The sequence below is a fragment of the Sinomonas sp. ASV322 genome (genome assembly GCF_030908245.1).
Lineage (GTDB): Bacteria > Actinomycetota > Actinomycetes > Actinomycetales > Micrococcaceae > Sinomonas.
Window position 1 is genome coordinate 214,056 of record NZ_JAVFJJ010000003.1, and the last position, 24,617, is coordinate 238,672.

At 67.5% G+C, this 24,617-nt stretch carries 30 protein-coding genes; 29 read left to right on the plus strand and 1 reads right to left on the minus strand.

Features of this window, described 5'->3' with window-relative positions; translation table 11 throughout:
* Positions 1 to 664 precede the first annotated feature (664 nt).
* The 6 genes from rpsL (at position 665) to RBS12_RS05775 (ending at position 9,629) form a co-directional block, all read left to right on the plus strand.
* Entirely contained in the window at positions 665 to 1,039 is a 375-nt protein-coding gene (rpsL, locus tag RBS12_RS05750; protein WP_043119407.1) for a 30S ribosomal protein S12, read from the plus strand.
* Positions 1,039 to 1,509, plus strand: a complete 471-nt coding sequence (rpsG, locus tag RBS12_RS05755; protein ID WP_307965118.1) for a 30S ribosomal protein S7 — start codon at positions 1,039 to 1,041, stop codon at positions 1,507 to 1,509. Before rpsL ends, rpsG begins: the two co-directional genes overlap by 1 nt.
* Positions 1,510 to 1,599: 90 nt before the next feature.
* Positions 1,600 to 3,714, plus strand: coding sequence for an elongation factor G (gene fusA / locus RBS12_RS05760; protein ID WP_307965119.1), 2,115 nt, complete (start codon positions 1,600 to 1,602; stop codon positions 3,712 to 3,714).
* Between the two features lie 201 nt (positions 3,715 to 3,915).
* Positions 3,916 to 5,106 carry an elongation factor Tu gene (tuf, locus tag RBS12_RS05765; protein WP_307965120.1) on the plus strand — a complete coding sequence of 397 codons (1,191 nt, stop codon included), beginning with the start codon at positions 3,916 to 3,918 and terminating at the stop codon, positions 5,104 to 5,106.
* 151 nt (positions 5,107 to 5,257) lie between these two features.
* Positions 5,258 to 9,469 carry a hypothetical protein gene (locus RBS12_RS05770; protein ID WP_307965121.1) on the plus strand — a complete coding sequence of 1,404 codons (4,212 nt, stop codon included), beginning with the start codon at positions 5,258 to 5,260 and terminating at the stop codon, positions 9,467 to 9,469.
* Between the two features lie 34 nt (positions 9,470 to 9,503).
* A complete protein-coding gene (locus tag RBS12_RS05775) occupies positions 9,504 to 9,629 on the plus strand; it encodes a hypothetical protein (protein ID WP_307965122.1) in 126 nt (41 codons plus the stop codon).
* Positions 9,630 to 9,635: 6 nt separating this feature from the next.
* On the opposite strand, the gene RBS12_RS05780 is transcribed toward RBS12_RS05775, so the two are convergent.
* Positions 9,636 to 11,066, minus strand: a complete 1,431-nt coding sequence (locus RBS12_RS05780; RefSeq protein WP_307965123.1) for a family 1 glycosylhydrolase — start codon at positions 11,064 to 11,066, stop codon at positions 9,636 to 9,638.
* Positions 11,067 to 11,496: 430 nt separating this feature from the next.
* Here RBS12_RS05780 and rpsJ point away from each other — a divergent pair, with 430 nt between their 5' ends.
* The 23 genes from rpsJ (at position 11,497) to map (ending at position 24,544) form a co-directional block, all read left to right on the plus strand.
* Positions 11,497 to 11,805 carry a 30S ribosomal protein S10 gene (rpsJ, locus tag RBS12_RS05785; RefSeq protein WP_043119398.1) on the plus strand — a complete coding sequence of 103 codons (309 nt, stop codon included), beginning with the start codon at positions 11,497 to 11,499 and terminating at the stop codon, positions 11,803 to 11,805.
* A 21-nt stretch (positions 11,806 to 11,826) separates the two neighbouring features.
* Positions 11,827 to 12,477 carry a 50S ribosomal protein L3 gene (gene rplC / locus RBS12_RS05790; RefSeq protein WP_307965124.1) on the plus strand — a complete coding sequence of 217 codons (651 nt, stop codon included), beginning with the start codon at positions 11,827 to 11,829 and terminating at the stop codon, positions 12,475 to 12,477.
* A 4-nt stretch (positions 12,478 to 12,481) separates the two neighbouring features.
* Positions 12,482 to 13,105, plus strand: coding sequence for a 50S ribosomal protein L4 (gene rplD / locus RBS12_RS05795; protein WP_307965125.1), 624 nt, complete (start codon positions 12,482 to 12,484; stop codon positions 13,103 to 13,105).
* A complete protein-coding gene (gene rplW / locus RBS12_RS05800) occupies positions 13,102 to 13,410 on the plus strand; it encodes a 50S ribosomal protein L23 (protein ID WP_307965126.1) in 309 nt (102 codons plus the stop codon). Before rplD ends, rplW begins: the two co-directional genes overlap by 4 nt.
* 30 nt (positions 13,411 to 13,440) lie before the next feature.
* Positions 13,441 to 14,280 (plus strand): 50S ribosomal protein L2, encoded by an 840-nt coding sequence (gene rplB, locus RBS12_RS05805; RefSeq protein WP_307965127.1) that lies wholly within the window; start codon positions 13,441 to 13,443, stop codon positions 14,278 to 14,280.
* 12 nt (positions 14,281 to 14,292) lie between these two features.
* Positions 14,293 to 14,574 (plus strand): 30S ribosomal protein S19, encoded by a 282-nt coding sequence (rpsS, locus tag RBS12_RS05810; protein ID WP_043119392.1) that lies wholly within the window; start codon positions 14,293 to 14,295, stop codon positions 14,572 to 14,574.
* Between the two features lie 57 nt (positions 14,575 to 14,631).
* Complete coding sequence (rplV, locus tag RBS12_RS05815) at positions 14,632 to 14,997, plus strand: 50S ribosomal protein L22 (protein WP_138414232.1); 366 nt, start codon at positions 14,632 to 14,634, stop codon at positions 14,995 to 14,997.
* Positions 14,998 to 15,831: a 30S ribosomal protein S3 gene (gene rpsC, locus RBS12_RS05820; protein WP_307965128.1), complete on the plus strand. Its 834-nt coding sequence runs from the start codon at positions 14,998 to 15,000 to the stop codon at positions 15,829 to 15,831. It abuts the gene before it with no gap.
* Positions 15,832 to 16,248: a 50S ribosomal protein L16 gene (gene rplP / locus RBS12_RS05825; RefSeq protein WP_307965129.1), complete on the plus strand. Its 417-nt coding sequence runs from the start codon at positions 15,832 to 15,834 to the stop codon at positions 16,246 to 16,248.
* A 2-nt stretch (positions 16,249 to 16,250) separates the two neighbouring features.
* A complete protein-coding gene (rpmC, locus tag RBS12_RS05830) occupies positions 16,251 to 16,598 on the plus strand; it encodes a 50S ribosomal protein L29 (protein ID WP_307965130.1) in 348 nt (115 codons plus the stop codon).
* Positions 16,595 to 16,897 carry a 30S ribosomal protein S17 gene (gene rpsQ, locus RBS12_RS05835; protein ID WP_307965131.1) on the plus strand — a complete coding sequence of 101 codons (303 nt, stop codon included), beginning with the start codon at positions 16,595 to 16,597 and terminating at the stop codon, positions 16,895 to 16,897. Before rpmC ends, rpsQ begins: the two co-directional genes overlap by 4 nt.
* A gap of 415 nt (positions 16,898 to 17,312) precedes the next feature.
* Positions 17,313 to 17,681, plus strand: a complete 369-nt coding sequence (rplN, locus tag RBS12_RS05840; protein ID WP_307965132.1) for a 50S ribosomal protein L14 — start codon at positions 17,313 to 17,315, stop codon at positions 17,679 to 17,681.
* 3 nt (positions 17,682 to 17,684) lie between these two features.
* Complete coding sequence (gene rplX, locus RBS12_RS05845; protein WP_307965133.1) at positions 17,685 to 18,047, plus strand: 50S ribosomal protein L24; 363 nt, start codon at positions 17,685 to 17,687, stop codon at positions 18,045 to 18,047.
* Positions 18,047 to 18,625: a 50S ribosomal protein L5 gene (gene rplE / locus RBS12_RS05850; protein WP_307965134.1), complete on the plus strand. Its 579-nt coding sequence runs from the start codon at positions 18,047 to 18,049 to the stop codon at positions 18,623 to 18,625. Before rplX ends, rplE begins: the two co-directional genes overlap by 1 nt.
* Positions 18,626 to 18,712: 87 nt before the next feature.
* Entirely contained in the window at positions 18,713 to 19,111 is a 399-nt protein-coding gene (gene rpsH / locus RBS12_RS05855; RefSeq protein ID WP_307965135.1) for a 30S ribosomal protein S8, read from the plus strand.
* Positions 19,112 to 19,130: 19 nt separating this feature from the next.
* Positions 19,131 to 19,667: a 50S ribosomal protein L6 gene (rplF, locus tag RBS12_RS05860; protein WP_307965136.1), complete on the plus strand. Its 537-nt coding sequence runs from the start codon at positions 19,131 to 19,133 to the stop codon at positions 19,665 to 19,667.
* A gap of 2 nt (positions 19,668 to 19,669) precedes the next feature.
* Positions 19,670 to 20,053, plus strand: coding sequence for a 50S ribosomal protein L18 (gene rplR / locus RBS12_RS05865; RefSeq protein WP_307965137.1), 384 nt, complete (start codon positions 19,670 to 19,672; stop codon positions 20,051 to 20,053).
* Between the two features lie 38 nt (positions 20,054 to 20,091).
* Entirely contained in the window at positions 20,092 to 20,742 is a 651-nt protein-coding gene (gene rpsE / locus RBS12_RS05870) for a 30S ribosomal protein S5 (RefSeq protein ID WP_307965289.1), read from the plus strand.
* A 3-nt stretch (positions 20,743 to 20,745) separates the two neighbouring features.
* Positions 20,746 to 20,952, plus strand: a complete 207-nt coding sequence (gene rpmD / locus RBS12_RS05875) for a 50S ribosomal protein L30 (protein ID WP_307965138.1) — start codon at positions 20,746 to 20,748, stop codon at positions 20,950 to 20,952.
* A complete protein-coding gene (rplO, locus tag RBS12_RS05880) occupies positions 20,952 to 21,422 on the plus strand; it encodes a 50S ribosomal protein L15 (protein ID WP_307965139.1) in 471 nt (156 codons plus the stop codon). Before rpmD ends, rplO begins: the two co-directional genes overlap by 1 nt.
* Before the next feature lie 294 nt (positions 21,423 to 21,716).
* Positions 21,717 to 23,036: a preprotein translocase subunit SecY gene (gene secY / locus RBS12_RS05885; protein ID WP_307965140.1), complete on the plus strand. Its 1,320-nt coding sequence runs from the start codon at positions 21,717 to 21,719 to the stop codon at positions 23,034 to 23,036.
* Positions 23,033 to 23,617, plus strand: coding sequence for an adenylate kinase (locus RBS12_RS05890; RefSeq protein ID WP_307965141.1), 585 nt, complete (start codon positions 23,033 to 23,035; stop codon positions 23,615 to 23,617). Before secY ends, RBS12_RS05890 begins: the two co-directional genes overlap by 4 nt.
* Before the next feature lie 99 nt (positions 23,618 to 23,716).
* On the plus strand, positions 23,717 to 24,544 hold the full coding sequence (gene map / locus RBS12_RS05895) for a type I methionyl aminopeptidase (protein WP_307965290.1): 828 nt from the start codon (positions 23,717 to 23,719) through the stop codon (positions 24,542 to 24,544).
* Positions 24,545 to 24,617 lie beyond the last annotated feature (73 nt).

A 24,617-nucleotide genomic window follows, 5' to 3' on the forward strand; every position in this document is an offset into this window, starting at 1 on the left:
GTGGGTGCCGAGCAATGGGCGACGACGCCTGCCGCCCGGGCGAGCTGCGCCGTCGTCCCCTGAGGCGGCGGCCACCCGCGGGTGGTGACCCTTGAACGGCCGCGCACCCGCGGGAGGTGACCCCTGGGCGGGCGCGGACCCGCGGGAGGTGACCCTTGAACGGGCGCGGACCCGCGGGTGGTGACCCTTGAACGGGCGCGGACCCGCGGGTGGTGACCCCTGGGCGGGCGCGGACCCGCGGGTGGTGACCCCTGGGCGGGCGCGGACCCGCGGGTGGTGACCCCTGGGCGGGCGCGGACCCGCGGGAGGTGACCCCTGGGCGGGCGCGGACCCGCGGGTGGTGACCCTTGAACGGGCGCGGACCCGCGGGTGGTGACCCTTGGATGGGCGGGGGTGGGGCCCGTTTAGGGGGAGTCCTGACCCGCGTGCTACCATTTCTACGATTGTTTCTGTGTGGCAGAGGATGATGGCCGCTCGCGCGAGAGCGCGGATGGAGCCTGTTTCCGGGTTGCGGGTTTGATGCGCGACAAATGCCACACTTTCGCACGCCTACGGTCGAACACCGCAGCGAAGTGTGAATCGACCGTCAATGCTCGTCGCGGCACGCCCGGCCTTTGGGTGAGCCTGCCCGGGCGAAGTTCAACGAAGTACGGAGAACACGAAAGTGCCTACTATTCAGCAGCTGGTCCGCAAGGGCCGCACGCCGAAGGTCTCCAAGACCAAGGCTCCTGCCCTCAAGGGCAGCCCCATGCGCCGCGGCGTGTGCACCCGCGTGTACACGACCACGCCGAAGAAGCCGAACTCGGCCCTCCGCAAGGTGGCCCGTGTCCGCCTCAACGGCGGCGTCGAGGTCACCGCGTACATCCCGGGTGTCGGCCACAACCTGCAGGAGCACTCGATCGTGCTCGTCCGCGGCGGCCGCGTGAAGGACCTCCCCGGTGTCCGCTACAAGATTGTCCGCGGTGCACTCGACACGCAGGGCGTCAAGAACCGTCAGCAGGCCCGCAGCCGCTACGGCGCGAAGAAGGAGAAGAAGTAATGCCTCGCAAGGGTCCTGCCCCGAAGCGCCCGCTCGTCGTCGACCCCGTCTACGGCTCGCCGCTCGTCACGCAGCTCATCAACAAGGTCCTCGTGGACGGCAAGAAGTCCACGGCCGAGCGCATCGTCTACGGCGCCCTTGAGGGTGCACGCCAGAAGACCGGCGCCGACCCCGTCGCCGCGCTCAAGAAGGCCATGGACAACGTCCGCCCGACCCTCGAGGTCAAGTCCCGCCGCGTCGGCGGCGCGACCTACCAGGTTCCGGTCGAGGTCAAGCCGGGCCGCGCGACGGCGCTGGCCCTCCGCTGGCTCGTGGGCTACTCGAAGGCCCGCCGCGAGAAGACGATGACCGAGCGCCTCCAGAACGAGATCCTGGACGCCTCGAACGGCCTCGGTGCCGCGGTCAAGCGCCGCGAAGACACGCACAAGATGGCCGAGTCGAACAAGGCCTTCGCTCACTACCGCTGGTAATCGCTTCATTCGCCGCCGGCCCCACGAGGGCCGGCGGCGAATGCGCAGCCTACAACGGACAACCCTGCACGGGACAACATAGGAGACACCGTGGCACTCGACGTGCTTACCGACCTCAGCAAGGTCCGCAACATCGGCATCATGGCGCACATCGATGCCGGCAAGACCACCACGACCGAGCGCATCCTCTTCTACACGGGCGTGAACCACAAGATCGGCGAGACGCACGACGGTGCTTCGACGACCGACTGGATGGAGCAGGAGAAGGAGCGCGGCATCACCATCACGTCTGCCGCCGTGACCTGCTTCTGGAACCAGAACCAGATCAACATCATCGACACCCCCGGCCACGTGGACTTCACGGTCGAGGTTGAGCGCTCGCTGCGCGTGCTCGACGGTGCCGTTGCGGTCTTCGACGGCAAGGAGGGCGTTGAGCCCCAGTCGGAGACGGTGTGGCGCCAGGCGGACAAGTACGACGTGCCGCGCATTTGCTTCGTCAACAAGATGGACAAGCTCGGCGCCGACTTCTACTTCACGGTCGACACGATCGTGAAGCGCCTCGGCGCGAAGCCGCTCGTCATGCAGCTTCCGATCGGTGCCGAGAACGACTTCGTCGGTGTCGTCGACCTGCTCACCATGAAGGCCCTTGTGTGGCCCGGCGACGCCAAGGGCGACGTGACCATGGGTGCTGCCTATGAGGTCCAGGAGGTCCCCGCGGACCTCCAGGAGAAGGCCGAGGAGTACCGCCACCAGCTCGTCGAGACGGTTGCTGAGGCCACCGAGGAGCTCATGGAGAAGTACCTCGAGGGCGAAGAGCTCACCGTCGAGGAGCTCAAGGCGGGCGTCCGCAAGCTCACGGTCAACTCCGAGATCTACCCGGTGTTCTGCGGTTCCGCGTTCAAGAACCGCGGTGTCCAGCCGATGCTCGACGCGGTCATCGACTACCTGCCCGCCCCCCTCGACGTGCCCGCGATGATCGGCCACGACCCGAAGGACGAGTCGATCGAGCTGACCCGCAAGCCGAGCGAGTCCGAGCCGTTCTCGGCCCTCGCGTTCAAGATTGCGGCGCACCCGTTCTTCGGCCAGCTCAACTTCATCCGTGTTTACTCGGGGAAGGCGACGTCGGGCCTCCAGGTGCTCAACTCCACGAAGGGCAAGAAGGAGCGCCTCGGCAAGCTCTTCCAGATGCACGCCAACAAGGAGAACCCCGTCGAGGAGCTCCACGCTGGCCACATCTACGCCGTGATCGGCCTCAAGGACACCACGACGGGCGACACGCTGTGCGACGTCAACGCCCCGATCGTCCTCGAGTCGATGACGTTCCCGGAGCCGGTCATCTTCGTGGCCATCGAGCCGAAGACGAAGGGTGACCAGGAGAAGCTCTCGACGGCCATCCAGAAGCTGTCCGCCGAGGATCCGACGTTCACCGTCACGCAGAACGAGGAGACCGGCCAGACCGAGATCGGCGGCATGGGCGAGCTCCACCTCGACATCCTCGTGGACCGCATGCGCCGCGAGTTCAAGGTCGAGGCCAATGTGGGCAAGCCGCAGGTCGCGTACCGCGAGACCATCAAGAAGAAGGTCGAGAAGGTCGACTACACGCACAAGAAGCAGACTGGCGGTTCCGGCCAGTTTGCCAAGGTGCAGGTCACGTTCGAGCCGCTCGACACGGCCGAGGGCACGTTCTACGAGTTCGTGAACGCCGTCACGGGTGGTCGCGTCCCGCGCGAGTACATCCCGTCGGTCGACGCCGGCATCCAGGACGCCATGCAGTTCGGCATCCTCGCCGGCTACCCGATGGTCGGCGTGAAGGCGTCGCTCACCGACGGTGCCTACCACGACGTCGACTCCTCGGAAATGGCGTTCAAGATCGCCGGCTCGCAGGTGTTCAAGGAGGGTGCGCGCCGCGCCAACCCGGTGCTCCTCGAGCCGCTCATGGCGGTCGAGGTCCGTACTCCCGAGGACTACATGGGCGACGTCATCGGCGACCTCAACTCGCGCCGTGGCCAGATCCAGTCCATGGAGGACGCGGTCGGCGTGAAGGTCATCCGCGCGCTCGTCCCGCTGTCCGAGATGTTCGGCTACATCGGCGACCTCCGTTCGAAGACTCAGGGCCGCGCTGTCTACTCGATGCAGTTCGACAGCTACTCCGAGGTCCCGAAGGCCGTTGCCGACGAGATCATCCAGAAGTCGCGCGGCGAGTAGTTCTGGAAGGCGGTGAGCCCGCCGTCGACCTTTCGGGATATTCGCCCCGAAAGCGGACGACGGCGGGCCCCCGCCGCCCGTGTGGGGCCGGTAGCCCCGCGAATTTCATGAAAGATACAGCCCCAAGTAGACTTGCAAGAGTTTCAGTTGCGACAAGCGCGGCTGGAGGCAGTCTTCTTAAGAACCTTCTAGGAGGAACCAGTGGCGAAGGCAAAGTTCGAGCGGACTAAGCCGCACGTCAACATCGGCACCATCGGTCACGTTGACCACGGTAAGACCACGTTGACCGCTGCCATTTCCAAGGTGCTTGCCGACAAGTACCCGGACCTGAACGAGAAGCGCGACTTCTCGTCGATCGACGCCGCTCCCGAGGAGCGCCAGCGCGGTATCACGATCAACATCGCCCACATCGAGTACCAGACGGAGAAGCGTCACTACGCTCACGTCGACGCTCCGGGCCACGCCGACTACATCAAGAACATGATCACCGGTGCGGCTCAGATGGACGGCGCGATCCTCGTGGTCGCCGCGACCGACGGTCCGATGGCGCAGACCCGCGAGCACGTCCTCCTTGCCCGCCAGGTCGGCGTTCCGTACCTCCTGGTCGCGCTGAACAAGGCTGACATGGTCGACGACGAGGAGCTTCTTGACCTCGTCGAGATGGAGGTGCGCGAGCTCCTCTCCTCGCAGGGCTTCGACGGCGACAACGCTCCGGTTGTCCGCGTCTCCGGCCTCAAGGCTCTCGAGGGCGACCCCAAGTGGGTCAAGTCGGTCGAGGACCTCATGGACGCTGTCGACGAGAACGTTCCGGACCCGGTTCGTGACCGCGACAAGCCGTTCCTCATGCCGATCGAGGACGTCTTCACGATCACCGGTCGTGGCACCGTCGTCACCGGCCGCGCCGAGCGTGGCACGCTCGCCATCAACTCCGAGGTCGAGATCGTCGGCATCCGCCCGATCCAGAAGACCACGGTCACGGGTATCGAGATGTTCCACAAGCAGCTCGACGAGGCGTGGGCCGGCGAGAACTGTGGCCTCCTGCTCCGCGGCATCAAGCGCGAGGACGTCGAGCGTGGCCAGGTCGTCGTGAAGCCGGGTTCGATCACCCCGCACACCGACTTCGAGGCGAACGTCTACATCCTCTCCAAGGACGAGGGTGGGCGTCACAACCCGTTCTACTCGAACTACCGCCCGCAGTTCTACTTCCGTACCACGGACGTGACCGGCGTCATCACCCTCCCCGAGGGCACCGAGATGGTCATGCCCGGCGACAACACTGAGATGACCGTTGCGCTCATCCAGCCGATCGCTATGGAAGAGGGCCTCGGCTTCGCCATCCGCGAGGGTGGCCGCACCGTTGGCTCGGGCCGCGTTACCAAGATCATCAAGTAAGACCTTGACGATCCGCCGGCGCTGAGCCGGTTCACGGAAGCCCCGCCGCAATCAATTGCGGCGGGGTTTTCTTTTGACCTATTATTCCAACAAGTGGATTTAATCCACCGCGCTGTGTCGAGCGCGGGGTCGCGCACACGGGGGAGAAAGCATGGACGGACGTACGCCCGAGGCCGAGGACGCCTACCGCGAGGGATTCGACGCGGGTCGCCTTGCCGGCTATCGCGAGGGCCATCGAGCTGGCTACTTCGACGGCCACCGGGCCGGCTGGGAGCAGGGCGTCCACGACTCCGGTCCAAGAAGGGGAGGGCCCGCGGGCGCTGCGACGGTCCCCCCGCCAGCGGCGCTCTCGGGCGCGTCTGGAGCGGTGTCGGCTGCCGTTGCCGGAGCTGCACTGGCTGGCCGGCCCGCTCAAGCCCCGGGGCCTATCCCCGAGCAGGTGCCTACGGACGGCTCTCCCGCTGTGGCACCGGCCGTGTTCGGCCCTGGGTCGACAGCCCCACGGCCCGTGCAGGGGAGCGTTCCCGCGGGCCCGCCCGTCTTCCGTTCGGCGTCGATGCGCGCTTCCGCGGCGGAGGAGGACCGCCGTCGCCGGCGCCGCGGCGTCCAGAACGCGAACCTCGCGCTCTACGCCGCATCACTGCTGATCGTTGCCGCCGCTGCCCTGTTCCTTGCGAGCGCCACGGCGGCGCCGGTGCGCCTTGCCGGGCTTGGCGCACTCACGGCCCTCTTCTATGGCGCCGGACTCGCCGTCCATGCGCGTGTTCCGCGACTGCGTCCCGCAGCTGTCGCGTTCACGGGAACGGGGCTCGCCCTTGTCCCCGTCGTCGGGCTCGCGGTCGACGTCATCCTTGTGCACAGCCCCGCCATGACGTGGCTCGTGACCAGCGTGGCGGGTTTCGCCGCGTTCGCCGTTGCTGCCGTCCGTCTCGCGAGTCGCGTGCTCGTCTACCTTTCGCTCACGTTTGTCTTCTCCGCGGCATGGTCCGGTGCATCGGTTCTGAGCGGCGCTTTGGCCGCTGACTTCGCCGCGGTGCTTGCGGTGGCAGTCGTCCTCGGGCTCGCGACGGTTCTCCGCCCCCGCTGGATTCCGCCCATCATGCTGCGTTCCGTCGTACGCCTGCATCCGTTCATCGCCCCCGCGACGTTCTGCGCTGCCACGCTGGCCGCAGCGAATCTCGAACGGTGGCAGTACCCTGGACTCGTCGCCGCCATGTCTGGCTACTTCGTGGTCGCGGCTGTGATTCGCGGTCCCCGCTTCGTGCGGCGGGGATCGTGGTGGGCGGCGAGGACGACGGCGATCGTCGCCGCCGGCACAGGGTTCGCCCAGGCCGCGGATGCTGGGTTCCTCGGGCCCGACGCTCGTGCCTTCGAAGCGGGGGCCCTCGCCGCGAGCGCGATGTCGGCCGTTCTGATCGTCGCGGCCGGTCTTGTGGAGCGACGCCTCGTCGCGGCGCTCCGCGTCTCTCCGCGGGCCGTCGTCGCCGAACAGCTCATGGCCTCCGGGGTGCAGCTCGTCATCGCAATCTTCGTGATGGCGGAGGAGACACTTCGCGGATCCGGTGCTGCGGGTGCGGCGTTCGCCGCGACGGTCCTGCTGGTGCTCTCCGCCCAGTTCATCGCGTGGTGGCACGGCCGTGCTGGAGAGTTCGCCGCGATCGCCGCCTTCGCGTTCGCGGTGGTCGCGCGGGGCACCGAAACGCCTGCCCATTATGCCGTCCTCACCGGGTGGGGGATGCTGTTTTGGCTCATGCGTGCTGGATGGTCCGATCCGCGGTCCGCGGCCCGTTCGTCGTGGAGGCCTGCCCAGCTCCTCGCGGCGGCGAGGTTGGCGTCGATCGTCGCGGTGCCCGCCGTCGTCGACGTCGTCCTCCCTTCCGCGATGCCGACGGGGGAGCGGTCGGCTGTGATCTCCGGCGCCGTCGCGGGGACGGCCGCACTTCAGCTCATCGGGAGCGCGGTTGCCGGTTTGCGTGGCCGCACAGAGTTCGCGCGAACCGCGGTGGTATCCGCCCTGGCGTCCGTGTGCGCGGTGGCGAATCTCGTGCTGGGCCTCCACCCGGGGCGCTGGGCCGACGCCGTGGATGCCGTCGTCGTCGTGCTCGCGTGCCTCGCGGGCGCGGCCCTCTCGGCGGGCCTCTTCCCCACCCGCGAGCTGCGCGCAGCCTCGGCGCGCATCCAGCCGGGAGTCGGGGAGATCGCGGCGCCGCTGCTCCTCGCGGCGGTCGCCGGCGGCGCGCTGGTGACCGGCCGATGGGCCGCCGGAGACACCGTCCTCGGCGTGCTGGCCGGGGTGCTCGCTGCGTGTGCCTTCCGGTCTGCGCCGCGCATGCGGCGCTGGGTGTATGCGTGGGGCGCGCGGGCCGCCGCGACGCTGCTCGCCCTCACCCTGTTCCACACGGTCGAGCGGGACGGCTGGGTCCTTGTCGTGTTCGGGGAGTCCCTGACCGCATGGCACGTCCTCGCCGCCGTGCTCCTCGCCCAGCTCGCCGTCCCGCTCGTGGCCGAGCACCGAGGCCTCCGCCGTCGTTCGCCCTTTCCGTGGAACCTCGCGGACGCGTCGGCTCTGCTCTCCCTCGCCGCCGCGGCGCTTGCCGCCCTGCGCCTCGCGGTTGCCGGCACGCCCGGCCCGGCGACCGCGACGCTCGTGGTGGCGTTGGCCGCGGGAACCGCTCTCGTGGGGATCGTGCTGACGCGACGCCCCGCGTCGATGGCCTCGGCGCCTTTCGGACTGGCCGCGGGGACCGTTCTTTCCGTCGGGAGCGTCCGGACCCTCGAGGTCCTCGCCGGGCTCTTCGCCGTCTACTCCGCCGTGATGGTCTACCTCGCCGCGGGCCGCACGGCGAAGGGAGCCCATCTCGTTGCCGCGCGGGCCCTTCCGCTTGTCCTCGCCGTTCTCGTCGCGCACGACGCGACCGCCTCGCCGACTGTCGTGAGCCTGGTCCTCGCGTTCGGACTCGCCGCCCAGCACGGGGTGCGGAGGCTCCTGAAACGAACGACGTCGGGACTTCCGTTCATCGAGGCCGCGTACTGGAGCGGACTGGTCGCCCAGCTTGCTCTTCCGATCGCCTACGCCGTCACCGCGCGCGGCGAGGCTGGCGGCGGGCGATGGGTGCTCATCGTCGAGTCCCTTCTCGCACTCGTGAGCGTCCTCGCGACCGTCCGGGAGCGTCCCCGCGCTGGATTCGTCGGAGTCGGTGCGGCCCTTCTCGTGCTCGTGTGGCTCGGACCCGCCGCGGCCTTCCCCACGGGCCAGCTTCTCGCGGCGCCCGTGCTGAGCGGGACCGGTCTCGCGCTCGTTCTTGCGGTCGGTGGCGCCGCCCACGCCGTCGGCATGCTGCGGTGGGAGCGGCGCAAGGCGGGGCTTCCTTGGCCGTGGACGGCCGGGGCCGCGGCGTTCGCACTGGTTTCGGCGGCCGCGGGCCTCGCTGAGGCGCCGTGGGTCCTGGGGGTTGGGCTTGCGTCCTGCTCGCTGGTGCTCCTCGTCGCAAGCTGGACGTGGGTGCGCGCACCCGGAGTCACCTACGCGACGTTTCCCCTGGGACTCCTCGCAGCGGTCGGGGCGGGCATCTGGATCGGGCGCAGCGTCTTCGCGGACCAGGCGGCCCCGTGGGACGGCCTCATGCCGGTGCTCGTGGGCGGTGCCATCCCCGCAGGCATCGGGATCGCTCTGCGCTGGGCCGTGGTGTGGGCTCGCGAGGACGCGGCCCGTCTGGGCCCGCTCGTCGCGCTCGCGTCGGACCCCGTGCGTCGCGGGGCCCTCGCCGTGACGGGTGTCCTCATCCTCGCCGCAGCGGCCCGCATCGCGTGGGAGCCGCCCGCCGTCGTCGTGCTTCCCGGGCTCGCACTCGCGGTGGGTGCCGTCGTTGTGCCCGAGCTTCCCCGCTCGACGCGGCGGCTCGGGGCCGAGCTGGGCTCGGTCCTTGGCGTGGCCGCGATCCAACGGGCGATCTTCGCGGGCGACGACACGGCGAGCTTCTTCTGGCTCGCCCAATGGTACGTGGTGCTCGGATACATTCTAGCCCTGCTGCGCTATTACGCCCGGAGCCGGCGTCCGGGGCGGTGGTGGCTTGCCGGCGCGGCCGGAGCCGGCAGCCTCACGGCCCTGTGGATCGCGTTTGACGCGGAAAGCGACTCGGCCCAGCAGGTGTGGCTCCTCGTGGTATTCGCCGTGCTCGTCGCGGCGGGAGTCGTGACGACGGAACGCCGCTTCACGGCGTGGGGTGCCCTAGGCGTCCTCGCGTGCGTCCTCTGGGCCGCGCGCGCCTACCCGTACGTGCTTCTCGGGGTCCTAGGGCTCGCCCTCATCGGCGCAGTGGTCTGGTGGCTCGTACGCTCGCCCCGAGGCACCCTGCTACCGTAGGAGGCCACAGCACCTCATCTCCGCGGAGGACCTCGTGGCCTGGATCATCGTCATCGCGCTCATCGTCGTACTCGTCGCCGGCTACTTTACGGTGCGGAAGAACTTCAAGAACGAGATCGAGCGCTTCAAGCGGATTCGTCGCGCCAACCGCGACGAATAGCCGGCGTCAGCGGCGCGCCGCGTTGAGCCGCCGCAGCCATTCGAAGGATGCCTTCGGCGTTCGCTCGAGCGTCTCGAAATCGACGTGCACGAGCCCGAAGCGCTGCGAATAGCCCGCGGCCCACTCGAAGTTGTCCAGGAGCGTCCACACGAACCAGCCCATGAGGCGCACGCCTTCCGCCGGTCCGCCGGGACGCACCGCGAGGAGCGCCGATTCCAGGTGCGAGGCGAGATAGCCGATGCGGAGGCCGTCGTCGATCGGGCCCTCCGCGCGGTCGGGCTCGGGGAAGCTCGCGCCGTTCTCGGTCACGACGATCGGCGGCAGCATACGACCGTAACGGCGCCGCAGCTCGGCGAGCTGGATCGCGATATGCCCGGGCGCGATCGGCCAGCCGAAGCCCGTTCGGGGGAACTCCGGGAATTCGGCGAGGTGGAACGGGACGCGCTTGAGGGTGGGCAGATGGGAGTGGTGGCCCGCCGAGGCCGCGCTGCCGGGGCCGCTGCCCGCCGCGATCCGCAGGGGGTAGTAGTAGTTGAGGCCGTAGAAGTCGAGCGGCTGGCGGATGATGCGCAGATCGCCGGGGCGGATGGCCGAAGCGAGGGGGCGGAAGTCCCGGCGCGTGAGCCAGGGTATGCGCGGGTAGCGTCCGAGCAGCACGGGGTCCGCGTAGAGCCGATTGAAGATGAGGTCGAAGACCCCCGCGTGCAGGCGGTCGAGGGGGTGGCGCGAATCGGGAAACACGGGCGCGTGCAGGTTCGTGATGCCGACGCCGCCAACGACGCCGGCCGCGCGGAGCGCCTGGGCGGCGAGCCCATGGGCCAGCAGCTGGTGGTGGACGCACGGCAGTGCCCCGAACAGGAGCTCGCGACCGGGTGCGTGGATGCCGAGCCCGTAGCCGTTGAGGGTGACGGTGACGGGTTCGTTGACGGTGACCCATTGCGAGACCCTGTCTCCGAACCGGCGTCCCGCCTCGGCCGCGTACTCGGCAAAGCGTTCCGCGGTCGCCCGGGCGAGCCAGCCGCCGTCGTGCTCTAACGGCAGGGGAGTGTCCCAATGGTAGAGCGTCACGACCGGCCGAATTCCCGCCGCCAGGAGGCGATCCAGGATGCGATCGTAGAACGCCCAGCCCTTCTCGTTCCACGGTCCGCGACCGTCCGGCTGGACGCGTGGCCACGAGATCGAGAGGCGATACGCGTCGACGCCGAGGCGCTCGACGAGGGCGAGGTCCTCCTCCATGCGGTGATAGTGGTCGGCGGCGACGGCGGGGGAGGCGCCGCCCGCGATGACGCCGGGCCGATGCGCGAACTCGTCCCAGCCGGACGGTCCGCGGCCATCGTCGTCGACCGCCCCCTCGATCTGGAACGCCGCCGTCGCGACGCCGAGCGAGAAGTCCTGTGGGAGCAGGGCTGCCAAGCGGTCGACGGCGGTGGGCGGCATGGGCCTATCATCGCGCCGCCCGCGGCGGAGGGCCACCGTTGGAGGTTGACGATCGCGAAGGCGGGGGCGGGAGGCCGGGGCGGGGTCCGTGCCGCGAGGATGGGGCGTGCGGCGTCGATTGGTCTTCTCGATGGATCTCTGGCACACTAGATGAGTTGTTCAAGCGCTCCTTCGCGTCCCGATCCGGATAATGCCGGGTGCAGGGTCCAGGCTGGAGCCCAAATATGACCCACCTCCGCAATGAGCTACGGATACGTGCGTGCGAAAATCGCGACACGCCCGACCGCGGGGGTCGGATGGTCGGCTGGTTGAGGAACCCGGAGACTCCGGATTCAGCCAGTGCGGCCTGTGGTGGTTACGACCTTGAATGCCTCGGCAGCCACGGATAGCTGAAACCGAACAGTGCACCGACTGAATGCGAGTTGAGGATATGGCGGGACAGAAGATCCGCATCCGGCTGAAGTCGTATGACCACGAGGTCATCGATACTTCGGCCCGGAAGATCGTTGAGACGGTCACGCGCGCAGGCGCAACGGTGGTCGGCCCCGTGCCGCTGCCCACGGAGAAGAACGTGTACTGCGTGATCCGCTCTCCGCACAAGTACAAGGACAGCCGCGAGCACTTCGAGATGCGCACGCACAAGCGGCTGATCGACATCATCGACCCGACGCCCAAGGCCGTCGACTCGCTCATGCGTCTCGACCTGCCGGCCGACGTCAACATCGAGATCAAGCTCTAGTAGGGAGGTGCTGAGAGAACTATGACCGCAACCCGCAACGTCAAGGGCCTGCTGGGCACGAAGCTCGGCATGACCCAGGTCTGGGACGAGAACAACAACGTCATCCCCGTCACTGTCGTCAAGGCTGACACGAACGTCGTGACCCAGCTCCGCAACGCTGAGACCGACGGCTACACGGCCGTTCAGATCGGCTACGGCCAGATCGATCCCCGCAAGGTCACCAAGCCGCTCGCCGGCCACTTCGAGAAGGCTGGCGTGACCCCGCGCCGCCACGTCGTCGAGGTCCGCACCGCGGACGCCGAGACCTACTCGCTCGGCCAGGAGCTCTCCGTCGAGCAGTTCGCCGCCGGTCAGAAGATCGACGTCGTCGGCACGACCAAGGGCAAGGGCTTCGCTGGTGTCATGAAGCGCCACGGCTTCGCCGGTGTCTCCGCCTCGCACGGTGCCCACAAGAACCACCGCAAGCCCGGTTCCATCGGTGCTTGCGCCACCCCGGGCCGCGTCTTCAAGGGGCTCCGCATGGCTGGCCGCATGGGCAACGAGCGTCAGACGACGCTCAACCTCACGGTCCACGCCGTCGACGCCGAGAACTCGCTGCTCCTCATCAAGGGTGCCCTCCCCGGCGCCCGCGGCTCGGTCGTCCTCGTCCGCACCGCTGTGAAGGGAGCCTGAACTCATGGCTAACGCAACTGTGAAGGTCGATCTCCCCGCCGAGATCTTCGACGTCCAGACCAACGTCCCGCTTCTGCACCAGGTCGTCGTCGCCCAGCTGGCCGCTGCACGCCAGGGCACGCACAAGGTGAAGAACCGCGGCGAGGTCGCCGGCGCCGGCCGCAAGCCGTTCAAGCAGAAGGGCACCGGCCGCGCCCGCCAGGGTTCGGTGCGCGCCCCGCACATGACCGGCGGTGGCGTTGTCCACGGCCCGACCCCGCGTGACTACTCGCAGCGGACCCCCAAGAAGATGAAGGCCGCCGCTCTCCGTGGCGCCCTCTCGGATCGCGCCCGCAACGGCCGCATCCACGTCGTGGAGTCGCTCGCCGGTGGCGAGAAGCCGAGCACCAAGGGTGCTATGGCCATCCTGAAGTCCATCACCGACCGCAAGAACATCCTTGTCGTCCTCGAGCGCGCCGAGGAGCACGCGGCCCTCTCGGTCCGCAACCTCACCGAGGTCCACGCTCTCTACGCCGACCAGCTCAACACGTACGACGTGCTGGTCTCCGACGATGTGGTGTTCACCAAGGCGGCCTTCGACGCGTTCGTCGCCGATCGGGCGCCCAAGAACGAGGAGACCTCCAAGTGACTGCATCGAGCTACAAGGACCCGCGCGACGTCATCATCGCTCCGGTTGTCTCCGAGAAGAGCTACGGGCTGATCGACGAGGGCCAGTACACCTTCCTGGTGGACCCGCGCTCCAACAAGTCCGAGATCAAGAACGCGGTCGAGCAGATCTTCTCGGTCAAGGTCGACTCGGTCAACACGCTCAACCGGGCGGGCAAGCGCAAGCGCACCAAGTTCGGCTGGGGGCAGCGCAAGAGCACCAAGCGTGCGATCGTCACTCTCAAGGACGGCGCCACAATCGACATCTTCGGCGGTCCGCTCGCCTGAGCGGAGACCACTTTAACGAGGAACAGGTAAATGGGAATCCGTAACTACAAGCCGACTACCCCGGGCCGCCGCGGCTCGAGCGTGGCCGACTTCGCAGAAATCACGCGCTCGACGCCGGAGAAGTCTCTGGTTCGCCCGCTCCCCAAGAAGGGCGGCCGCAACAACACGGGTCGCATCACGACGCGCCACAAGGGTGGCGGGCACAAGCGCCAGTACCGTCTGATCGACTTCCGTCGCCACGACAAGGACGGCGTCAACGCCCGCGTCGCGGAGATCGAGTACGACCCGAACCGCACGGCTCGCATCGCGCTCCTCCACTTCACGGACGGCACGAAGCGCTACATCATCGCGCCGAACAAGCTCGCCCAGGGCGACTTCGTCGAGTCCGGTCCGGACGCCGACATCAAGCCCGGCAACAACCTGCCGCTCCGCAACATCCCGGTCGGTACGGTCATCCACGCCGTCGAGCTCCGCCCGGGTGGCGGCGCCAAGCTCGCCCGCTCCGCGGGTGCCTCGGTCCAGCTCGTCGCCAAGGAGGGCCGCTACGCGCAGCTCCGCCTGCCGTCGGGCGAGGTCCGCAACGTCGACGTGCGCTGCCGCGCGACCGTCGGCGAGGTCGGCAACGCCGAGCAGTCGAACATCAACTGGGGCAAGGCCGGCCGCCTCCGCTGGAAGGGCGTCCGCCCGACCGTGCGCGGTGTCGCGATGAACCCGGTCGACCACCCGCACGGTGGTGGTGAGGGCAAGACCTCCGGTGGTCGCCACCCGGTCAACCCCAACGGCAAGCCCGAGGGCCGCACCCGCCGCCCGAACAAGGAGAGCGACAAGCTCATTGTCCGTCGTCGTCGTACTGGCAAGAACAAGCGATAGGAGCCTGGACACATGCCACGCAGCCTGAAGAAGGGTCCTTTCGTTGACCAGCACCTCTTTGTGAAGGTCGCCCGGGAAAACGATAAGGGCACCAAGAACGTCATCAAGACCTGGTCCCGCCGCTCGATGATCATCCCCGACATGCTCGGGCACACGATCGCCGTGCACGACGGCCGGAAGCACGTCCCGGTCTTCATCACCGAGTCGATGGTCGGGCACAAGCTCGGCGAATTCGCCCCGACGCGGACTTTCCGCGGCCACGTGAAGGACGACAAGAAGGGCAAGCGCCGCTGACCCTGCCTCACGGCAGAGTGAAGCAGTGCTTGTACTTCGAGAAAGAGAAGGAAAGCAATGGAAGCCAAGGCAATTGCGCGCCACATCCGCGTAACGCCGATGAAGGCCCGGCGCGTCGTCAACCTTGTTCGTGGCAAGCAGGCGAATGAGGCTCTGGCGATCCTGAAGTTCGCCCAGCAGGCGGCTTCGGAGCCGGTCTACAAGGTGGTCGCGTCCGCGATGGCCAACGCGCGCGTTCTGGCCGACCGCGACGGTCTGCCCTTCGACGAGAGCGACCTCTACATCAGCGAGGCGTTCGTCGACGAGGGTCCGACCATGAAGCGGTTCCAGCCGCGTGCCCAGGGCCGCGCCTACCGCATCAAGAAGCGCACCAGCCACATCACTGTGGTCGTGGCGACCCCGGAGAACGAGGAGGCCCGCTAAATGGGACAGAAGGTCAACCCGCACGGGTTCCGACTCGGCATCACCACCGACCACGTCTCGCACTGGTTTGCCGACAGCAACAAGCCCGGCCAGCGCTACAAGGATTTCGTCCGCGAGGACGTCCAGATCCGCAAGCTCATGACCAACGGCATGGAGCGCGCCGGCATCGCCCGCGTCGAGATCGAGCGTACCCGTGACCGCGTCCGCGTGGACATCCACACGGCCCGCCCGGGCATCGTCATCGGCCGCCGCGGCGCCGAGGCCGACCGCATCCGCGGCGAGCTCGAGAAGCTCACCGGCAAGCAGGTCCAGCTGAACATCCTCGAGGTCAAGAACCCCGAGATCGAGGCTCAGCTCGTGGCCCAGGGCATTGCGGAGCAGCTCTCGAGCCGCGTCGCGTTCCGCCGCGCCATGAAGAAGGCCATGCAGTCGGCGCAGCGCGCCGGCGCCAAGGGCATCCGCGTGGCCTGCTCCGGCCGCCTCGGCGGCGCGGAAATGTCGCGCTCGGAGTTCTACCGCGAGGGCCGTGTGCCGCTGCACACGCTTCGCGCGAACATCGACTACGGCTTCTACGAGGCCAAGACGACGTTCGGCCGCATCGGCGTGAAGGTCTGGATCTACAAGGGCGACGTGACGTCCAAGGAGCTTGCGGCCCAGGCTGCCGCCGCTCCGTCGTCGCGCGGCCCCCGTGGTGACCGGGGCGACCGCCCGGGCCGCCCCGGTGGCGAGCGCCGTCGTCGTCCGCAGGGCGACCGCCCGGCCCAGGCTGCTGACGCGGCTGAGGCCCCGGCCGCCGAGGCTGCCTCCCCGGCAGCGGAAGGAGGAGAGGCTTAAATGCTTATTCCCCGTCGTGTGAAGCACCGCAAGCAGCACCACCCCGGCCGTTCGGGCGCTGCGACTGGCGGCACGAAGGTCAGCTTCGGCGAGTACGGCATCCAGGCCCTCTCGCCGGCGTACGTGACCAACCGCCAGATCGAGGCGGCCCGTATCGCGATGACCCGCTACATCAAGCGTGGCGGCAAGGTCTGGATCAACATCTACCCGGACCGTCCGCTCACGAAGAAGCCCGCCGAAACCCGCATGGGTTCCGGTAAGGGTTCGCCCGAGTGGTGGGTCGCCAACATCAAGCCGGGCCGGGTTCTTTTCGAGCTCGCCGGTGTGTCTGATGAGGTGGCTCGCGAGGCGCTTCGCCTCGCCATCCACAAGCTCCCGTTGAAGGCGCGCATCGTGCGTCGCGAAGGTGGTGAATGAGAATGGCAGTCGGATCCAAGGAACTGACCGCTGAGAAGCTCGACCAGCTGGACAGCGAGCACCTCCTCGAGGAGCTCAAGAAGGCGAAGGAAGAGCTGTTCAACCTGCGCTTCCAGTCCGCCACTGGCCAGCTCGAGAGCCACGGGCGTCTTCGCTCTGTGAAGAAGGACATCGCGCGCATCTACACGATCCTTCGCGAGCGCGAGCTCGGCATCCGCGTCGAGCCCGTCTCGGTCGTCGAAGAGCCGAAGGCTGCGAAGAAGTCCAAGAAGGCCGACGCGGCCGCTGAGGCAAAGCCAGCCGCGGCGGAAGCTACTGAGGCTGAGGCCACTGAGGAGGCCGCCAAGTGAGCGAGCAGGAGAACAACGTGACGGAAAGCGCCGCCACGGCAGCAGACGAGCGCGGTCACCGCAAGACGGCCCGCGGCTACGTCGTGTCCGACAAGATGGAGAAGACCATCGTCGTCGAGGTCGAGGACCGCGTGAAGCACTCGCTCTACGGCAAGGTCATCCGCCGCACCTCCAAGCGCAAGGCCCACGACGAGAACAACACCGCCGGCATCGGCGACCTCGTTCTCATCGCGGAGACCCGCCCGCTGTCCGCCACCAAGCGGTGGCGTCTCGTGGAGATCCTCGAGAAGGCCAAGTAGGCCTTCCGGCTCTCCCGTTCACGACGAGCGGCCCGTCCCTTCTCGAAGGGGCGGGCCGCTCGCGTGTTCGGACAGGCGGGTTCGGGCGGGCGGCGTCGGGCGCGCAGCCCGTTCCGTGGTACGATATTGAGCTTGTACGGCTGCATTCGGCGTGCCCTCTGAAGTCCTCGCGACTTCGGCGTGTCCGGCGAGAGCGGACGTGCAGTACCTCGTGAACCATCGTGCCACTGCATAATGCCCTTCAGTGTGCCCCCATGCGGGCGCTGCGGAAGGGGTCGATTGCCTCTGGCACGGTGATTCAGGCCCGTTCTGGCCACATCCAGGCGGGTCGAGAGACACCCCGACAATCCGTTCCGCAAGGCTCGGCGCAGGCTTCAGGCGCGGTCCGAGAACCAGCGTGACGTAAGGAGTAGAAGTGATTCAGCAGGAGTCGCGGCTCAAGGTCGCCGACAACACGGGTGCGAAGGAAATCCTGACCATCCGCGTTCTCGGTGGTTCGGGCCGCCGCTACGCAGGCATCGGCGACGTCATCGTCGCCACCGTCAAGGACGCGATCCCTGGCGGCAACGTGAAGAAGGGCGACGTCGTCAAGGCGGTTGTCGTCCGCACCAAGAAGGAGCGCCGCCGCGCGGACGGCTCCTACATCCGCTTCGACGAGAACGCGGCAGTCATCCTCAAGAACGACGGCGACCCCCGTGGCACGCGCATCTTCGGCCCGGTCGGCCGCGAGCTGCGCGACAAGAAGTTCATGAAGATCGTCTCGCTGGCTCCGGAGGTGCTCTGACTTATGGGCGCAAAGATCAAGAAGGGCGACCTGGTCCAGGTCATCACCGGCACCAAGCAGGAAAAGGGCGGTGACAAGGGCAAGCAGGGCAAGGTCCTGAAGGTGTTCCCCGAGACGGGCCGCGTGCTCGTCGAGGGCATCAACCGCGTCACCAAGCACACGAAGGTCGGCCAGTCGCAGCGCGGCACGAAGACCGGCGGCATCGAGCAGGTCGAGGCTCCGATCCACGTTTCGAACGTGGCCCTCGTTGACCCCGAGACCAAGAAGCCCACGAAGGTTGGCTTCCGCGTCGAGACCGTGGAGAAGGACGGCGCCCAGAAGACGGTGCGCATCCGCTACTCCAAGGCCACTGGGAAGGACATCTGATGACTGAGACTGTCGAGACTCCGGTCAAGATCGTGCCCCGTCTCAAGGCGAAGTACGCGGAGACCATCAAGGGCTCCCTCCAGGACGAGTTCAAGTACGCCAACGTCAACCAGGTCCCGCGCCTGGTGAAGGTCGTTGTCAACATGGGCGTCGGCGACGCCGCGAAGGACTCGAAGCTCATCGAAGGCGCTGTGCGCGACCTGACCCTCATCACGGGCCAGAAGCCGCAGGTCACGAAGGCCCGCAAGTCGATCGCCCAGTTCAAGCTCCGTGAGGGCATGCCGATCGGCGCCTTCACGACGCTTCGCGGCGACCGCATGTGGGAGTTCGTGGACCGCCTCGTGACCCTCGCGCTGCCCCGTATCCGCGACTTCCGCGGCCTCAGCGGCAAGCAGTTCGACGGCAACGGCAACTACACGTTCGGCCTCACCGAGCAGGTGATGTTCCACGAGATCGACCAGGACAAGATCGATCGCCTCCGTGGCATGGACATCACGGTTGTCACGACCGCCAAGACCGACGACGAGGGTCGCGCGCTGCTCAAGGCGCTGGGCTTCCCGTTCAAGACCGAAGACTGAATCACTACGTGAAAGGTCCGCGCTGCGCTCAAGGGCGCACGGCCAGGTGCCGAGCGGAAACCAGCACGAGGAAGGGCACGAGCCCACATGACTATGACTGATCCCGTCGCAGACATGCTTACCCGTCTGCGCAACGCCAACTCGGCCTACCACGACGAGGTTTCCATGCCGTCGTCGAAGCTCAAGGTCCGTCTGGCCGACATCCTCAAGGCCGAAGGCTTCATCGCCGGCTGGAAGGAAGAGGACGCCGAGGTCGGCAAGAAGCTGACCCTTACGCTCAAGTTCGGTGAGAACCGCGAGCGTTCGATCGCGGGTGTCCGCCGCATCTCCAAGCCGGGCCTCCGCGTGTACGCGAAGTCCACGAACCTCCCGCACGTGCTGGGCGGCCTCGGCATCGCCATCCTGTCTACCTCTTCTGGGCTCCTGACTGACCGTCAGGCCGCCAAGAAGGGCGTGGGCGGCGAAGTCCTCGCGTACGTCTGGTAAGGGAAGGAAGGAAGAAGATATGTCCCGCATTGGACGTCTCCCCATCACCGTCCCCGCTGGCGTCGAGGTCAAGATCGATGGCACCGTCGTCACCGTCAAGGGCGGCAAGGGCGAGCTTGTGCACACCGTGGCGAGCCCGATCGAGGTCAACCTCGAGGACAGCACGCTCTCGGTGACGCGCCCGAACGACGAGCGCCTCTCGCGTTCGCTGCACGGCCTCACCCGTACGCTCCTCGCCAACATGATCGAGGGCGTCACGAAGGGCTACGAGAAGAAGCTCGAGATCGTCGGCACCGGTTACCGCGTGCAGGCGAAGGGCTCGGACCTCGAGTTCGCGCTCGGCTTCTCGCACCCCGTCACCGTGTCTGCCCCCGAGGGCATCGCGTTCACCGTCGAAGGCCCCACGAAGTTCACCGTGTCCGGCATCGACAAGCAGCGGGTCGGCGAGGTTGCGGCCAACATCCGCAAGCTCCGCAAGCCTGACCCGTACAAGGGCAAGGGCATCCGTTACGCCGGCGAAGTTGTCCGCCGCAAGGTCGGAAAGGCTGGTAAGTAACCATGGGTCTGAGCATCAACAAGAAGCGCCCGGCCAAGTCGCGCGCAGCGTCCCGTTCGCGTCGTCACATCCGCCTGCGCAAGCGCGTTGTCGGTTCCGCCGAGCGTCCGCGCCTCGTCGTGACGCGTTCGGCGCGCCACGTGTTCGTCCAGGTTGTCGACGACAGCAAGGGCGTCACGGTCGCGTCCGCCTCGACGCTCGAGGCTGACCTCCGCGCGTTCGACGGCGACAAGACGGCCAAGGCCAAGCGCGTCGGCGAGCTCGTGGCCGAGCGTGCCAAGGCTGCTGGCGTCGACGCGGTCGTGTTCGACCGTGGCGGCAACAAGTACCACGGCCGCGTTGCTGCGATTGCAGACGGCGCCCGGGAAGGCGGGTTGGCACTGTGACCGTCGAGAACAACGAGAAGGACAACGTGTCTGAGAATGTGACCGAGGGCGCCGCCGAGGCCGCCGCTCCCGCGAGCGAGGACCGCCGCGGCGGTCGTCGCGGCGAGGGCCGCGGTCGTGGCGACCGTGGTGGCCGTGGTGGCCGCGACGGTGGCCGTGACGCCGAGAAGAGCCAGTTCGTCGAGCGCGTCGTGACGATCAACCGCGTTGCCAAGGTCGTCAAGGGCGGCCGCCGCTTCAGCTTCACCGCCCTCGTGGTGGTTGGCGACGGCAACGGCACCGTGGGCGTCGGCTACGGCAAGGCCAAGGAAGTTCCCGCGGCCATCGCCAAGGGCGTCGAGGAGGCCAAGAAGTCCTTCTTCCGCGTCCCGCGCATCGGCACGACCGTTCCGCACCGCGTTCAGGGTGAGGCCGCCGCTGGCGTCGTCATGCTGCGCCCGGCTGCTCCGGGTACCGGCGTTATCGCCGGCGGCCCGGTGCGCGCCGTGCTCGAGTGCGCCGGCATCCACGACGTGCTGTCGAAGTCCCTCGGGTCCTCCAACGCGATCAACATCGTCCACGCGACGATCGAGGCGCTCAAGGGCCTTGAGGAGCCGCAGGCTGTGGCCGCCCGTCGTGGCCTGCCTCTCGACGAGATTGCGCCGGCTGCGATGGTGCGCAACATCGAGAACCAGAAGGCAGGTGCATGAGTCATGGCTAAGAACCTGGCTCCCTCCGACGCGACGTTGGAGATCACCCAGATCAAGGGCGTCGTCGGCGCCAAGCAGAACCAGCGCGAGACCCTGCGTTCCCTCGGCCTCAAGCGCATCGGCCACACCGTCGTCCGCAAGGCCGACGCTGTGACGGTGGGCATGATCAACACGGTTCCGCACCTCGTGAAGGTTGAGGAGGCGAAGTAATGGCTGAGAACGAAACTGAGAAGAAGAGCACCGCTCTTAAGGTCCACCACCTGCGTCCCGCCGCCGGCGCCAAGACCGCGAAGACCCGCGTGGGTCGCGGTGAGGGCTCCAAGGGCAAGACCGCGGGCCGCGGTACCAAGGGTACGAAGGCTCGCTACCAGGTTCGCGCGGGCTTCGCGGGCGGGCAGCTGCCGCTGCACATGCGCCTGCCGAAGCTCCGCGGCTTCAAGAACCCGTTCCGGGTCGAGTACTCGATCGTCAACCTCGAGCGGCTCGTCGAGCTGTTCCCCGAGGGTGGCACCGTGGGCGTCGACGAGCTCATCGCGAAGGGCGCGGTCCGCAAGAACCAGCCCGTCAAGGTGCTCGGCAACGGCGACATCGAAGTGAAGTTCGACGTCACCGCGCACGCGTTCTCGGCCTCCGCGGCCGAGAAGATCGCCGCGGCCGGCGGCTCCACGACCGTCCTCTGACGTTCCCGGAGCGCTTCAACGCTGTGACCTGAAGGCCTCGGCCGCCGTCGTGAGTTAAAACCACGACGGCGGCCGGGGCCTCTCGCTTTCGGCGCGAGCAGTCTTCGGAGGGAAAACACAGCCCACGACGGCGGCCGGGGCCCTTCGCGTTAAGCCGCGCCCGCAACTCCGCCGCAACCCCGGGATTATCGGCTGAGCCGTGGGTGCCGTTAGACTCGGTAGCTGGACCTTGCTCGCGCCGCATCCTCTGCGCGGGCCATACCCTACGCTCCTGAAGGATCGGGGAGGAGAAGCGTGCTTTCTGCCATCGGCCGGGCATTCCGTACGCCGGACCTGCGGCGCAAGCTGCTATTCACGCTGGGGATCATCTCCATCTTCCGTCTCGGCGCATTCATCCCTGCGCCGGGCGTGAACTACAGCAACGTCAAGACGTGCCTTTCGCCGCTGGTGACGGGACAGGATCAGCCGGGCATCTACCAGCTCATGAACCTGTTCAGCGGAGGCGCGCTCCTGCAGGTTTCGGTGTTCGCGCTGGGGATCATGCCCTACATCACGTCGAGCATCATCGTGCAGCTTCTCCGCGTGGTGATCCCGCGCTTCCAAGAGCTCTACGAGGAGGGCCAGGCGGGGCAGACGAAGCTCACGCAGTACACCCGCTACCTCACGATCGCGCTCGGCCTGCTCAACGCGACGACGCTCGTGTCGCTCGTGCGCTCCGGCCAGCTCTTCCCGAACTGCAACCTGCAGATCATCCCGGACCAGAGCATCATCGCGACGATCCTCATCATCATCACGCTCACCGCGGGCACGGGCCTCATCATGTGGATGGGCGAGCTCGTGACGGAGAAGGGCATCGGCAACGGCATGTCGCTGCTCATCTTCACGTCGATCGCCGCGAACTTCCCTGCGTCGCTCGGCGCGATCTGGACGTCGAAGGGCCCAGGCACGTTCTTCATCGTGCTCGCGATCGGCCTCGTGACGATGGCCCTGGTGGTCTTCGTCGAGCAGTCGCAGCGGCGCATTCCGGTGCAGTACGCGAAGCGCATGATCGGCCGGCGCACGGTCGGCGGCACGACGACGTACATCCCGGTCAAGGTCAACATGGCCGGTGTCATCCCGGTCATCTTCGCGTCGTCGATGCTGTACCTTCCCGCCCTCGTCGCGCAGTTCAACACCCCGCGTGACGGTTCCCAGATCCAGCCGTGGGTTGAGTGGATCAACAACAATCTGACCAAGGGCGACCACCCGGTCTACATGGTGATCTACTTCCTGCTGATCATCTTCTTCACATACTTCTACGTCGCGATCACCTTCAACCCCGAAGAAGTCGCCGACAACATGAAGAAGTACGGTGGCTTCATCCCGGGCATTCGCGCCGGCAAGCCGACTGCGGACTACCTGCAGTACGTACTTTCGCGCATCACGTTGCCGGGCTCCCTGTACCTCGGCATCGTGGCTCTCATCCCGCTCATCGCGCTCGTGCTGGTGCAGGCCAACACGAACTTCCCGTTCGGCGGCACGTCGATCCTCATCATGGTGGGCGTGGGCCTCGAGACGGTCAAGCAGATCGATGCGCAGCTCCAACAGCGACACTACGAAGGACTACTGCGATGACGAGAATGCTTCTCATTGGCCCTCCCGGATCCGGCAAGGGCACCCAGGCCGAACGGATTTCGGACCGACTCGGCATTGTCGCCATCTCGACCGGGGATATCTTCCGCTTCAACGTCAAGGAGCAGACGCCGCTCGGCGTCGAGGCCAAGAAGTACATGGACGCCGGCGACTTCGTTCCGGACAGCGTCACGAACAGCATGGTGCGCGACCGGCTCGCGCAGGACGACGCCCGTGAGGGCTTCCTGCTCGACGGCTACCCGCGGACGGTCGCTCAGGTCGAGTACCTCGACGGGATCCTTCACGAGAGCGGCCTCGAGCTCGACGTCGTCCTCCAGCTCACCGCCGATGACGAGGAGCTCGTTGCGCGCCTCCTGGGCCGTGCGAAGGAGACGGGACGCAGCGACGACAACGAGGCCGTCATCCGTCACCGCCTCGAGCTTTACCACACGCAGACCGAGGCAGTCGTGGCGCGCTACGGCGAGCGCGGCATCCTGACGAAGGTCGACGGCATCGGAGCGATCGACGAGGTCACCGAGCGCGTGCTCGCGGCCATCAAGAACGGGGCGCCGGACCTGGCCTGAGCCGGGTCGGCGCACACCGCGCACTAGAGGACCAAAGGACGACGGCGCGTGGCCCAGAGCGGGCAGGCGCCGTCGTCCGCTGTTAAGGGGAGGGAAGCCGTGATCGGCCAGCGGAAGATCGAGTACAAGAACAACGGGCAGCTTCGGATCATGGCCGAGGCGGGCCTTCTCTTGAGCCGTGCCCTCGACGCCGCAGTGGCTGCCGTCGCCCCAGGCGCGACGACCGACGAGCTCGACGCGGTCTTCGCCGACGTCGTGGACGCGGCGGGCGCCCAGTACAACTTCCTCGGCTACTACGGCTACCCCAAGCACATCTGCGTCTCGATCAACGACGAGGTGGTTCACGGCATCCCCGGCGCGAAGAAGCTTCGTGACGGGGACATCCTGTCGATTGACGGAGGCTGCGTCGTGCGCGGGTGGAACGCCGATTCGGCGCGCACTGTCATCGTGGGAGACGGCAACCCCGAGGACCACCGCCTGTCCGAAGTGACACGCCAGGCCATGTGGCGCGGCATCGCGGCCTTCGCCCAGGGGACGCACGTGGGGGACATCGGCGACGCGATCGACGACTTCGTCTCCGAGCAGGACGGTGCCCCCCTCGGAATCCTCGAGGACTACGTGGGCCACGGAATCGGCTCGCAGATGCACATGGCGCCGGACGTCCTGAACTACCGCACGGGTCATCGCGGCGCCAAGATCAAGCCGGGCATGGCGCTCGCGATCGAACCCATGCTCGTGCGCGGCTCGATCGAGACCCGGGTGCTCGACGACGAGTGGACGGTCGTGACAGTCGACGGGTCCCGATCGTGCCAGTGGGAGCACTCCGTGGCGCGGCACCATGACGGCATCTGGGTGCTCACGGCCGAGGACGGCGGGGCGTCTGAGCTTGCGCCTCTCGGGGTCACGCCCGTGCCGATTCCCGCCTGACAGCCCGTGCTGAACCCGCCTGAGCGGGGGCATTTCGGCCAGCGCGGGAATTGGCACTGCGGGACGGACGTTG

Excerpts from the sequence above, each read along its gene's own strand:
- rplB (WP_307965127.1), top strand. The coding sequence starts at position 13,441 with ATGGGAATCCGTAACTACAAGCCGACTACCCCGGGCCGCCGCGGCTCG.
- rpsG (WP_307965118.1), top strand. The coding sequence starts at position 1,039 with ATGCCTCGCAAGGGTCCTGCCCCGAAGCGCCCGCTCGTCGTCGACCCC.
- rplR (WP_307965137.1), top strand. The coding sequence starts at position 19,670 with ATGGGTCTGAGCATCAACAAGAAGCGCCCGGCCAAGTCGCGCGCAGCG.
- rpmD (WP_307965138.1), top strand. The coding sequence starts at position 20,746 with ATGGCTAAGAACCTGGCTCCCTCCGACGCGACGTTGGAGATCACCCAG.
- RBS12_RS05780 (WP_307965123.1), bottom strand. The coding sequence starts at position 11,066 with ATGCCGCCCACCGCCGTCGACCGCTTGGCAGCCCTGCTCCCACAGGAC.
- rplP (WP_307965129.1), top strand. The coding sequence starts at position 15,832 with ATGCTTATTCCCCGTCGTGTGAAGCACCGCAAGCAGCACCACCCCGGC.
- rplD (WP_307965125.1), top strand. The coding sequence starts at position 12,482 with ATGGCTAACGCAACTGTGAAGGTCGATCTCCCCGCCGAGATCTTCGAC.
- rpsC (WP_307965128.1), top strand. The coding sequence starts at position 14,998 with ATGGGACAGAAGGTCAACCCGCACGGGTTCCGACTCGGCATCACCACC.
- rpmC (WP_307965130.1), top strand. The coding sequence starts at position 16,251 with ATGGCAGTCGGATCCAAGGAACTGACCGCTGAGAAGCTCGACCAGCTG.
- rplO (WP_307965139.1), top strand. The coding sequence starts at position 20,952 with ATGGCTGAGAACGAAACTGAGAAGAAGAGCACCGCTCTTAAGGTCCAC.
- rplC (WP_307965124.1), top strand. The coding sequence starts at position 11,827 with ATGACCGCAACCCGCAACGTCAAGGGCCTGCTGGGCACGAAGCTCGGC.
- RBS12_RS05770 (WP_307965121.1), top strand. The coding sequence starts at position 5,258 with ATGGACGGACGTACGCCCGAGGCCGAGGACGCCTACCGCGAGGGATTC.
- rplF (WP_307965136.1), top strand. The coding sequence starts at position 19,131 with ATGTCCCGCATTGGACGTCTCCCCATCACCGTCCCCGCTGGCGTCGAG.
- rpsS (WP_043119392.1), top strand. The coding sequence starts at position 14,293 with ATGCCACGCAGCCTGAAGAAGGGTCCTTTCGTTGACCAGCACCTCTTT.
- rplX (WP_307965133.1), top strand. The coding sequence starts at position 17,685 with ATGGGCGCAAAGATCAAGAAGGGCGACCTGGTCCAGGTCATCACCGGC.
- rplV (WP_138414232.1), top strand. The coding sequence starts at position 14,632 with ATGGAAGCCAAGGCAATTGCGCGCCACATCCGCGTAACGCCGATGAAG.
- RBS12_RS05890 (WP_307965141.1), top strand. The coding sequence starts at position 23,033 with ATGACGAGAATGCTTCTCATTGGCCCTCCCGGATCCGGCAAGGGCACC.
- rpsH (WP_307965135.1), top strand. The coding sequence starts at position 18,713 with ATGACTATGACTGATCCCGTCGCAGACATGCTTACCCGTCTGCGCAAC.
- rplE (WP_307965134.1), top strand. The coding sequence starts at position 18,047 with ATGACTGAGACTGTCGAGACTCCGGTCAAGATCGTGCCCCGTCTCAAG.
- rpsJ (WP_043119398.1), top strand. The coding sequence starts at position 11,497 with ATGGCGGGACAGAAGATCCGCATCCGGCTGAAGTCGTATGACCACGAG.